The sequence below is a fragment of the Sphingobacterium sp. UBA1897 genome, assembly GCF_002337775.1.
In the GTDB taxonomy this organism is placed as follows: Bacteria; Bacteroidota; Bacteroidia; order Sphingobacteriales; family Sphingobacteriaceae; genus Sphingobacterium; species Sphingobacterium siyangense.
Window position 1 is genome coordinate 138,366 of sequence record NZ_DDGR01000040.1, and the last position, 12,332, is coordinate 150,697.

7 protein-coding genes are annotated in these 12,332 nt (G+C 39.3%); 3 read left to right on the forward strand and 4 right to left on the reverse strand.

The window, feature by feature from the left end; all coding sequences use genetic code 11:
- Positions 1 to 354 precede the first annotated feature (354 nt).
- Entirely contained in the window at positions 355 to 2,019 is a 1,665-nt protein-coding gene (locus B4N43_RS24825; RefSeq protein ID WP_286736839.1) for an LTA synthase family protein, read from the forward strand.
- A gap of 4 nt (positions 2,020 to 2,023) precedes the next feature.
- The gene (locus B4N43_RS24830; protein WP_286736840.1) at positions 2,024 to 3,949 is read left to right on the forward strand and encodes an LTA synthase family protein; all 1,926 of its coding nucleotides are present in this window, start codon (positions 2,024 to 2,026) and stop codon (positions 3,947 to 3,949) included.
- A gap of 11 nt (positions 3,950 to 3,960) precedes the next feature.
- Here B4N43_RS24830 and B4N43_RS24835 read toward each other — a convergent pair whose 3' ends face one another.
- The 4 genes from B4N43_RS24835 to B4N43_RS24850 all read right to left on the reverse strand — a co-directional run bounded on the left by B4N43_RS24835 (position 3,961) and on the right by B4N43_RS24850 (position 10,861).
- Entirely contained in the window at positions 3,961 to 5,031 is a 1,071-nt protein-coding gene (locus B4N43_RS24835) for a hypothetical protein (RefSeq protein ID WP_157626213.1), read from the reverse strand.
- Positions 5,032 to 5,376: 345 nt separating this feature from the next.
- Positions 5,377 to 6,618 carry a 2-oxoglutarate dehydrogenase complex dihydrolipoyllysine-residue succinyltransferase gene (odhB, locus tag B4N43_RS24840; protein WP_070562935.1) on the reverse strand — a complete coding sequence of 414 codons (1,242 nt, stop codon included), beginning with the start codon at positions 6,616 to 6,618 and terminating at the stop codon, positions 5,377 to 5,379.
- A 63-nt stretch (positions 6,619 to 6,681) separates the two neighbouring features.
- Entirely contained in the window at positions 6,682 to 9,423 is a 2,742-nt protein-coding gene (locus B4N43_RS24845) for a 2-oxoglutarate dehydrogenase E1 component (RefSeq protein WP_286736842.1), read from the reverse strand.
- Between the two features lie 181 nt (positions 9,424 to 9,604).
- On the reverse strand, positions 9,605 to 10,861 hold the full coding sequence (locus B4N43_RS24850; protein ID WP_286736844.1) for a deoxyribodipyrimidine photo-lyase: 1,257 nt from the start codon (positions 10,859 to 10,861) through the stop codon (positions 9,605 to 9,607).
- A gap of 481 nt (positions 10,862 to 11,342) precedes the next feature.
- Between B4N43_RS24850 and B4N43_RS24855 the strand changes: the two genes are divergently transcribed.
- Entirely contained in the window at positions 11,343 to 12,212 is an 870-nt protein-coding gene (locus tag B4N43_RS24855; RefSeq protein WP_286736845.1) for a hypothetical protein, read from the forward strand.
- Positions 12,213 to 12,332 lie beyond the last annotated feature (120 nt).

Here is a 12,332-nt window from a genome sequence, read left to right on the forward strand (position 1 = left end):
AAGAGGTGGTTATTGAAGTGGTGTAAAGCATAACGCAGGATTTATACTTTTTTAATCTTTTCTTCATATTACTAAGTAATTAGCCCGTATTTCATGTAAATTAATGTAAATTTGCCTGTTTTATTTTTACACGAAGGGATGCAACGATTTGCTAATGAGCTTAGAGCTTTAACACAGTATTTTCTGTTCTGGTTAATTATCTGTTTTATAGATAGATTGATTTTTGTTACTGCTTTTTTTGAGAAAATAGGTTTTTCGAATTTTACGGAGATTTTCAGAATTTATTACCACGGTTTGAACCTGGATTTTTCTGCTGTTTCCTATATATGTGCGCTGCCGTTTCTTGTGTATTGCATGTTAAGTTTTTTCCCAAAACTGAAACCCAAACGGCTGATCCTGGATATCTATACCATTATTGTCCTGGTATTGTTCTTTGTGACAAGCTTTATCAATGTTAACATCTACCGGGAATGGGGTGACAAAATTTCTAAACGTGCCATCGATGCATTTTTTGCCTCACCTTCGGGAGCCGTAGCTTCGGCTGAGTCCACGCCGGTGTTTCTCCCCATCGTTGGGATGTTGATCGGTATATTCTGTGGTTATTTTCTGTACCGCTGGATGTTTAAAAAAGTCTCTTTTTTCAATATCAAATCTCCTGTAGGTAATTTTTTCAAACTGGCAATCGGAGTCTTTGTACTTTTCACGTTTATTCGCGGTGGTTATGGGAGAGCGACACTAAACCCTAGTAAAGCCTATTATTCCGAGGAAACGTTTTATAATCATGCAGCGGTTAATACCCAATGGTCTTTTTTACGGGATTTCTTTGCCGAAAGTACCAAGCTAAAAAACCCCTATAATTATTACGCGGATCAGAAGGATATTCAGGACAAGCTACGACCTGCCTTTCAAAGCCAACCTGATTCTGCCGTTGAGGTATTGTCAACGACTCGTCCGAATGTCGTTATTATTATGTTGGAAAGTTTTGTCGGCGATCTCATTCAGTCTCTTGGCGGGGAAAAGGGAATTACGCCACACATGGAAGAATTGATTAAAGGCGGTATTTTGTTTGACCATATTTATTCTGCTGCTGATCGATCCGATAAGGGCATGGTAGCGGTTTTGAGCGGTTTTCCGGCACAAGGACCCGAGAGTATTATCAAGTATATCGACAAACATGAAAATATGCCTGCCATTGGACAGGAGTTCGATCATGCCGGCTATGAAACATCATTTTATCATGGTGGTCAGAGCGAGTTTTACAATTTTAAATCGTATATGCTGACGCATGGGATGTCTAGGGTGGTGGATAACGCCAATTTTGGATTGGATGCAGAACGTGCCTCATGGGGTGTATATGACCATGTGGTCTTTAATCAGATGATCAAGGATTTTAAAAAAGAAAAACAACCTTTCTTTTCGACGATCTTTACCTTAATTAATCACGAACCATTTGAGTTAAAACACGGCTATAAATTTGGCAATGCTACCAATGCGGATAAATTCCGAAGTACGGCAAACTATACGGATTCAGCTGTTTTTGATTTTATCAATAAAGCTAAAAAGGAAGCTTGGTATAAAAATACCCTTTTCGTAATTGTGGCTGATCATGGACATCGCCTTCCTTCAGAAAAATGGGAGCTATTTCACCCCAATCGCTTTCATATTCCGCTGATCTTTTTCGGTGATGTGATCAAACCTGAATATCGTGGGAAAATATTCAATAGAATCGGCAATCAAACGGATTTGGCGACTACCTTATTGACACAACTGAAACTCCCTACAGATCGTTATCATTGGAGCAGGGATCTTTTTAATCCGACGACACCTCAAATAGCGTTCTATAATTCCAAAGATGCCTTTGGAGTGATCACACCTCAACAGGCTGTTTCTTTTGATAATGTAGGACGGATTATTAATTATAGGTCCAATAAGGAATATCCCGCTGGCAAAACAGACAGCTTATTGAATATCGGTAAAGCGTATTATCAAGACGTATATCGTGAATTTTTAAAATATTAGAGCTATGAAATTAAGAGGAGTATTTGCACCTTATTTTGCTGTCGCAATTCGTTTTATCTTTCTTTTGGTCATCTATGCGTTATTGCGATTGGGGTTTTATGGCGTCAATGCTTCCTTATTTCCCCATGTCGATGCAGGTAAGCTCTTGGTGATGTTTGCGGGTGGTGTACGATTCGACATTGTAGCCCTGCTGTATTTTAATATTCTTTATATTGTGATGCTGACTGTTCCAGGTCCGTTTAAATCGAATAAAATCTATCAAAAAGTTGCAAAATGGATCTTTGTCGTGACCAATTCAATTGGTATAGCGTTAAATCTGATTGATTTTGCCTACTATCCATTTACCCTAAAAAGGACGACAGGAACGGTAATTGACCAATTTTCCAATGAATCCAACCTGTTGAAGCTGGCTTTTGATTTCTGTTTGGATTATTGGTATCTCATTATAGTGTTGGTACTGGTTGTGTATGGTTTGATTAAATCGTATAAGCTTATTCAGATTGAAAGGACTACGAAATATAGCTGGAAGTCATTTTTGATCCAATTGCCTTTATTTTTACTGACTGCTTTTCTTTTCATAGGTGGTGTGCGTGGCGGTTGGGCCCATAGTACCCGTCCCATTACATTGAGCAATGCGGGTGATTATGTGGAGACACCGGAAGAAATGAATATTGTGCTGAATACGCCATTCAGTATATTGAAAACGTTAAAGGCTGTCAATCTTAAACCTATCCATTATTATTCCGAACAAGAGCTTGAGCAATTATACAACCCTATTCATGTACCGCAATCAGACCAGCCCTTTGCGAAGAAAAATGTCGTCGTTCTGATTTTAGAGAGTTTTGCAAAAGAACATTTTGGTGAGTTGAATAAAGATATCCAAGGTGGAAAATACAAAGGTTACACGCCTTTTTTGGATTCATTAATCCGCAATGCTTACACATTTACAGATACTTATGCCAATGGCCGTAAATCAATTGATGCTTTACCATCGGTCATTACCGGCATTCCTTCCATAGGTGAGCCTTTTGTGCTTTCGATATATTCTGGAAATGAAACCACAAGCTTAGCGAAGCTTTTAGGGAAAAAGGGATATGAGACTGCTTTTTTTCACGGAGCACCCAATGGCAGCATGGGCTTCTCCGCTTATATGAAACTGGCGGGTATCCAGCATTATTTTGGTAAAAACGAATATAACAATGACGCTGACTTTGATGGTATATGGGGAATCTGGGACGAACCGTTTTTGCAATTTGTAGCGAATAAGATCAACACGTTTCATCAGCCATTTTTCGCTAGTTTCTTCTCTTTATCTTCGCATCACCCATTTAAGGTGCCTGAAAAGTATCAGGGGAAATTTCCTAAAGGACCTTTGCCCGTACAGGAACCCATTGGATATACCGATAATGCACTGCGTGAATTTTTTGCAACAGCATCGAAAATGCCCTGGTACAAGAATACCGTATTTGTTATCTGTGCGGACCATGCTACTGTAAGCTACCTGCCCGAATATCAAACGGCAGCAGGGGGCTTCCAAATCCCTATTATATTTTATGCACCTGGTGATAATCTAGTTGGCAAAGCGGATAAATTGGTACAGCAAATAGATATTATGCCGACAGTGTTGAATTATCTGCACTATGATGAGCCTTATTTCGCATTTGGTTCAGATGCCTTCAAACCGGGTAAGGATAATTTTGTGCTTAATAATAACTCAGGAAGCTATAATCTCTACTATAAAGATTATATGATGTCTTATGATGGACTGAAAGTGACTTCATTTTATGATCTTAAGAAGGACCGCTTGATGAAACAGGATCTGTTAAAACAACATCCAGCGGTATTGGATACGATGGAGACCAAGATGAAAGCTTTTATCCAGCAATATAACAACCGTATGATTGAAAACAAGCTGACCTATAAAAAATAGCAGCCGGTTTTCTACCTGTTCAATTTAGCGCGAATGCTTCTATCGATAATAAACAAAACCAAATCATAGACGAGGTAGATCAAGGGTAAGGTAAAGATGACCAACAGGATAAAACCGCGGGACTTTTCGTCAAAGACTCCATTGACAAGATAGTTGGCCAGACTGGACCAAAACCAGATAAAAAAGTAGAAAGAGCTTGGAATGATTAGATTTCCAAGTAGGAGTGCATAGCGGTATCGGCCAGTTTTGTATTTTAGATAAATACAGCGGATATGCAGGCAGAGCAGGCATATTGAGCCGATCAGGGCGAGCAGCTCGGGATGTAACCAAAGAATTGCTTTTGCTAACAAAGAGATTTTTAAGCCAACTTCAATATGAAAACTTTCTTTCTTTTCTACCTGATCAATCCTCCAGTGAACAATGGAGTCTGTCTGTAATTTGGCGGTTCCCAGATCCTGTGTAAGTACATCCATCTTTCCATCGAGGTGCAGATACAGTTCAATCGGGCCAAAAGACGACCAGTACCTGGAAGGGAATAGGAGGTAGTCAATTTGGTATCTGGTCCGAATATCCCGTCGGTCATAGCCCATATAAGCGCTGTATTGAACCTGAATACTGTTATCACCTTTGCGTAGCTTAGCCGTAAAATGAAATGCATCATTCAGCGAAATACGTTTCCATTCATCGCTGTCGTAGCTGATTTCATAATAGCCATCCTTTAAACGTAAAAAGGGAAATTTTGAACCGGGCTGATCCATTTTTTTTCCTTCAATTTCGTTCTGATTGACAAGGATGCGATCTAATCCGTCCATATTTAAAGCGAGAAATACCAGTGGCAATTCGATAGCCTCTTCTGCATGGATGTTATAGACAATGCTGAAGTGACTGCGATAGTCCGAATTATAATCAGCAGTGTCTGCCAAAAGATGAATGTCAATACGCTCATTGGTGACTTTCAGCTTTGCGGCAGGAACAAGCTGTCCTGTTATACTATGGGGGCTCATTGGATTTGCCATGTTGGCAAACAATGTCATTACAGCGAGTAATAGATATACGGTTGTTAGTAGAATTTTATACTTCATTTGCTTGATATTGTCTGCTTAATATCAAGTTTCATATTCGTATGCGGCCTTTAAATGACAGGGGCGGCTGTATATTAGGATATGCTTGATATTTAACAAGATGAAAGTAAAAATTAAAAGGGAGAAATTAAAAAGGCGATTCATATTCGTCTACCTCCGATTCATATTTGTCAAGTATATTGTTTCTATTCCGATGTCAATAAAAACCTTCATGATTTCGCAGGCACCAACAGTAATGGAAGCGAACTGAAGGTTCTTTCTGGCCAATAATAGGACACTCTTTCATAAAAAAAAGACCTATGCCGCAAAGCATAGGTCTTTTTATATTTCCAATTTTATTGCGGTTTAAACACCCAACAATAAACGAGCTGGATCTTCCAATAATTGTTTTACACGAACCAAGAAGCTTACTGATTCACGACCATCGATGATGCGGTGATCATAAGAAAGTGCAATATACATCATTGGACGGATCACCACTTGGCCATTTTCAGCAATAGGACGTTGGATGATGTTGTGCATACCCAAGATTGCGGATTGTGGAGCATTGATGATTGGTGTAGACATCATTGATCCGAATACACCACCGTTGGTAATTGTAAATGTACCACCAGTCATCTCGTCAATCGTTAATTTGTTGTCACGCGCTTTAACGGCAAGTGCAGCGATTGCTTTTTCGATTTGTTCCAATGACATTGCATCAGCGTTACGGATAATCGGAACAACTAAACCTTTAGGGGCAGAAACCGCGATTGAAATATCTGCGAAATCAGAATATACAATCTCGTTATCTTCGATACGTGCATTCACGGCAGGCCATTCAGCTAATGCAGTTGTTACTGCTTTTGTAAAGAATGACATGAAGCCAAGACCGATTCCAAATTTCTCTTTAAAGGTATCTTTATATTTAGCACGAAGATCCATGATCGGCTGCATATTGACTTCATTGAATGTTGTCAACATCGCCGTTTCGTTTTTAACGGCAACTAAGCGTTTTGCGATTGTTTTACGTAATGAAGATAATTTCTCACGACGTTCGTTTCTAGAGCCCGCTACCGGAGCAACTGTCGCAGCAGGAGCAGCGGCAGGTTTTGCTGCTGGTGCAGCTGCTTTAGCAACAGGTTGAGCTTTTTCGGCATCTTCTTTTGTGATGCGTCCTTCTTTACCTGTTCCTTTTATTGTAGAAGGATCAATTCCTTTTTCTCTTAAGATTTTTGCAGCAGCAGGAGAAGCTGTACCAGCAGCATAGCTATCTGGATCTTCATCTTTTGCAGCGGCAGCCGCAACTGGAGCTGCATTTGACGCTTCTGCAGCAGGGGCAGCAGCTGGAGCTGAACCACCGGCAGGAGCAGCGCCTTCTTCAATTGTACAAACAACAGCACCGATTTCTAAAGTATCACCTTCTTGTGCAATGATTCTTAAGATACCCGCTTTTTCAGCTGGTAATTCAAACGTTGCTTTGTCTGATTCCAGTTCGGCGATGTTTTCATCCATCTCCACATAATCGCCATCTTGTTTCAACCATTGTGATAAGGTTACCTCCGTGATTGATTCACCTACGGTTGGTACTTTAATTTCTAAGCTCATATATAATGTTCTTTATTGACAATTGCGTCCTATAGATAAGACGCAATTGATTTTAAATTGTTTTTATTCGAATGATTTATTTAAGATTTCTGCTTGTTGCGCAACGTGTTGTTTCATGTAACCCGTAGCTGTACTTCCACTTTCTTTACGGGCAACAAAACCTGTAAATGCAATCTCAGTACCCATTAGTTTACGGCAGTAGTAAGACCATGCTCCCATGTTCTCATTTTCTTCCTGAACCCAAACAAATTCTTTTGCCTTGTTGTATTTTTTACGGATTGCTTTCAATTGCTCTGTAGGAATTGGGAATAATTGTTCCAATCTCACGATAGCGATATCTTTGCGTTTGTCCGTTTCTTGTTTTTCTAATAAGTCGTAGTAAACTTTACCCGAACAGAATAACACGCGTTTAACGTCTTTTGCAGCAACATTTGCATCATCAATTACCTCTTGGAAAGCAGCTTCTGTAAAATCTTTCAACGGTGATACCACTTTAGGGTGGCGCAACAATGATTTTGGCGTAAATACAACCAATGGTTTACGGAACTCACGTACAAGTTGACGACGCAACAAGTGGAAATAGTTAGCTGGAGTAGTACAGTTTGCTAAGACCATATTCTCATCCGCACATAACTCTAAGAATCTTTCGATACGTGCTGAAGAGTGCTCAGGACCTTGACCTTCCATACCATGAGGAAGCATCATAACTAAACCGTTAGAACGTTTCCATTTTGTCTCTGCACTCGATAAATATTGATCGACGATGATTTGAGCACCGTTATAGAAATCTCCGAATTGAGCTTCCCAGATTGTCAGCGAATTTGGATTAGAAGATGCATAACCATATTCAAATCCCAAAACAGCATATTCTGAAAGTAACGAATTGTAGATAGAGAATTTATCGCCACCTTTAATATTGGCTAAAGGAACATATTTCTCTTCCGAATCTTCAAGCGTCAATACCGCATGACGGTGTGAAAATGTTCCACGTTGTACATCCTGACCCGAGATACGTACACGGTTACCTTGATCCAATAATGTCGCGTAGGCCATCAATTCGCCCATTGCCCAATCGTATGAATCAGCAGTGATCATTTTGGCACGATCTTCAAACAAACGTGTAATCTTACGGAAGAATTTTTTGTCCGAAGGTAAGGTTGTGATTTCTTTCGCTAATTTTAAGAATAGATCTTTTGCAACTTTCGTTTTATCCGAGGTTGTTAATACTTCACCTTTTTTAGCAGGACGCAATCCTTCCCATGCACCTTTAAACATCGGGATCTCTTCAGTCAATACCTCAACTGTTTTAGATTCCTCAAATTTAGTTTGCAATTCAGCTTTAAATTCTTTCTCGATATTTTTAGAATACGCCTCGTCAATACTTCCTTCAGTAATTAATTTTTTAGCGTAAACTTCTTTCGGGTTCGGATGTTTTTCGATGATTTTATACAACAATGGTTGCGTGAATTTTGGTTCATCAGCCTCATTGTGTCCAAATCTTCTATAACATAACAGATCGATAAATACGTCTGTTTTATATTTTTGACGGTATTCAACCGCTAAATTAATCGCATAAACTACCGCTTCAGCATCATCACCGTTCACATGGAACACGGGTGAAGAAGTGATTTTTGCAACGTCTGTACAGTATGTTCCAGAACGCGCATCCTTGTAGTTCGTTGTAAATCCAATCTGGTTGTTGATGACAATATGTACCGTACCGCCAGTTTTGTAACCATCGAGTTTGGACATTTGGGTTACTTCGTAAACTACACCTTGTCCAGCAATTGCTGCGTCACCATGAATGATGATCGGTGCAATTTTAGAAGAGTCGCCTTCGTATTTGAAATCAATCTTAGAACGGACCATACCTTCAACGATTGGATCTACAGTTTCCAAATGCGAAGGGTTCGGAGCCAAACTTAAGTGGACAGATTTGCCATCGTTTGTTTTGACCTCAGATGAAAAGCCCAAATGGTATTTTACGTCACCACCAAAGTTTACTTCAGGATCATCAGCGTAAGTCTTACCTTCAAATTCAGAGAATACTGATTTGTAAGATTTACCCATGATATTAGTCAATACATTCAGACGGCCACGGTGAGCCATACCGATAACAAATTCCTGGATACCGATTTCTGCACCTTTTTCAATGACTGAATCTAATGCTGGGATTAAACTTTCTGCGCCTTCCAATGAGAAACGTTTTTGACCTAAAAACTTAGTGCCTAAAAAGTTTTCGAATACAACGGCGTGGTTTAATTTGTTTAAAATTCTCTTTTTTGTGTCCAAAGAGAATTTTGGCATGTTACGGTCCGCTTCCATACGGTCCTGTAACCATTTAATTTTTTCTGGGTTACGGATATATTTGAATTCTGCACCAATAGAACGGCAGTAAGTATCCTCCACCAATTGACGGATGTCTTTTAATGTTGCTGGACCTAAACCGACTTCAACACCTGCATTAAAAACGGTGTTCATGTCTGCTTCAGCAAGACCAAACGTTTCTAATTCCTTGCCAGGATAGTATTTACGTCTCTCACGAACAGGGTTAGTGTGTGTGAATAGGTGGCCACGGTCACGGTAGCCATTGATCATGTTCAGCACATTGATTTCTTTCAATACGTGCTCAGGAGTAGCTTCACCTACTGAACTTGTTGTTCCACCAGCATTTTGACCGAAATCAAAACCTTCAAAGAATTTTTGCCATCCGAAATCTACCGATTGGGGATCTTGCTTGTACGATTGATATAAGCCATCGACATAAGCCGAATCAGCATTACTCAAATATGTCAGATTGTCCATTTACAATTAAAACTATGAAATTTGTCAAAGTTATGAATAAAAAAAGAGTTTCTAATACTGAAATTGAATAATTTAATCAATAAATCTATCCAATTCTTAACATTTTTAGCATGATTTAAAAAGGGCTTCTAGCGTACTACAAATTTATTTTCTATTGGAATTATTTATTTCTGCCGAAGATTTATTTAACCAGTATTTCCTCCAGTTTTGGAAGTCCATTTGGGAAATGAGTTTTGATCAATTTTTGCCAATCTAGTGCTTTATTGTCTTTTTCACTTGTCCCAACCCCGGCAATATGAGACCACTGTCCATAAACAGTTGCCGGAGAATAGTCTAATAGATGTTCCTCATACCAGGAGGCGCCACGAAGCCAGTTTACCTGATACTCATGAACTAAATAGCTGGCTGCGATTAAGCGTGCCTGATAAGGGATATAGCCGGTCCTCTGTAATTGGACCATCACACTGTTTATAAAATCATGTTCTGTATGGCCCGATTTCCATTTTTCAAATAATTCCTCATTTCCTTCTAAGGTCGGATGATCCTGATGGGAGCTGTTTTTAGTGCCCTGTGGCTTAAAAAATATATTCGGATATTTTTTAAGCATAAACCTAAAATAATCGCGCCAGAGAAGAATGTCGACAATTTTTTCAAATCGTTTGTCCTTTTTACCTTCACCAAGTTTTTTGATATTGTTATAGAGTAAAATAGGTGACAAGGCACCTGAAGCTATAAAAGGCCCTAGAATCAAGGGGTCCTGGTCCGTTTCCGGATAGGTTGACAATACCGCATGCATAATACTAAGCGCTGTGTCTTCGCCACCGAGAATATAGATGTCATCAACAGATTTGATCTCCTCCTCTGAATAGCCTAAATCTTTTAATGAAGGGATTTTGGTGTCCTCGAGATGGGGAGGGGTAAGGAAATTGGTCGGAAATGGGATTGGTTGCCGAACTAGACTTTCCCGCTCAACTTTTTTCTTGAAAATAGAAAAACCATTGGGTATATCTTTAATAGGGAAAGGGAGGTCTTCTTTGTGGTACAGGGTATGGCCAATGAAATGACGCAAATTTATTTTACTGCTCCAAAGCTCACTTTCTACTTTTTCCGATATAGAAGTCTCCCGAAGTGCCACTTCGCGGTGGTGATAAACTTCGTTGACTTGGTATTTTTGTGCTATTCTTGGGATAATATCTTCAGGCTTGCCAATATAAGTTAATAAGTCGCTACCATGGCTCTTTAATTTTTCTTTTAAAGCGGTCACGGCTTCGATGACAAAGGCCGCCCGTAAAACACCGGTATTTAAGGTGCCAAATTGATTGCGGTCGAAATATCGGGGATCAAAACAGTATACCGGGATGATAAATGAACTTTTTTCAGAAGCTTGATAAAATACTTCATTGTCATGAAGTCTTAAATCATTTCTAAACCAGATCATTGTAGCCCTTTTGTCCATAGAGGTGAAGATAAATACTTTTTAGTGCAGCCTATTTTCAGAAGATTTACAAATATATAAGGATATTGTGTTCCTGAAAGTATTTATGCGCGAATTGACAAAAAAAGGACAATGACGGTACTTGTTTGGATGGTTTACTATATTTTGGTTAGGAAAAAATAAAAATAGTGTTAAACTTATTTGATGTTTCTCTGTTCTAAAATCAGGGAATTATGATATTTGTAGGTTATTGCAGTTGCTCTTGAGACGATCAGAGTAACAGATTAAAAGCGTAAGAAAAACATGGAAAAGATAGCTGCATCACCAATGAAACCATCCTAGGGATTTTGTTCGTTTAAGCGATTGAAAGGGTAATACATAAATACAGCGACTAGGAAGAAACGATCTTATTTAATGGCTCACGATCGTGAGAACGAATCATTAAATCGCGATGGTTTCATAGCCATAAAAATAGAGAATACGAATGAAAAAGGTTTTAATCAGCGGGCTAAACACCTATTTGGGACGACGGGCATCCTGTTATTTGCAATCCAGCGATTTTGATGTGACGGGATTAGTGCGCAACTTATCCCTTTTTAATAAAATAGTGAAAGAAAAGGTAACGGCAAAGCTTTTTGAATTGGACCTGCTGCGGAAAGGGGAAGCTTTCGAGCGTTTTCAAATTACTGATCTCAATTTTGGGATTTATTTTACGCAGGTTCCTTCACTCGACAACGATATACAGCTTCAGCTTGAACTGCTCGGCCTGCGCAATTTTGTAGAAATTTGTAAACGTGCCGGCAATAATCGTGTCATCTATGTTGCTCGGTTAATGGATGAACATTTTTTGGAGCCAGTACGTAATCTACTGGAGAACTTACGTGTCCAATATACCATTGTGATTAAAAGTAGCGTAATCGGGAAAGAGAGTGTTTTAAATCGGATATTTGCGAAACTTGCCAAACGGCAGACCATATTTTATTGGAACTGGGTCGCTTCGCTGAAGTTTCGACCGCTGCCTTTGCTCGATGTATATCGCTGGCTGCGGGAAATGCCTTGGGAAAATAATTTTATATCAGAGATTATTTACCTCGGCGGCAATGAAGAAATGACATTTAGAGGCTTATTTTACCATTTCCTCAAGTGCACTTCCGAGAGTCAAAAGAGAGAAATAGGCGTCAATAAATTTTTTGCTAAACTCTTGCTGACAAGGTTGAATGATATCAATAAAGAAGATATCGACGAATTTAGAAGAGTACTTTATTATGAGAAAAATGTAGATAATTCAACTTGGCAGCGGGTGCAGGCATTTGAATTTACTCCTTTGAAATCCTATGTCTGCATGGATACCTAGTGGGCTACTGAAGCCCTTGCGCGATGTGCTTGTTTTGTTTGAACGTTGCTTTTAGGGTGTTTTGGCCATCTTATGTCGGTTGTATCCGATGGTAGGGGAGCAAGATCGAAGATCGCTAAA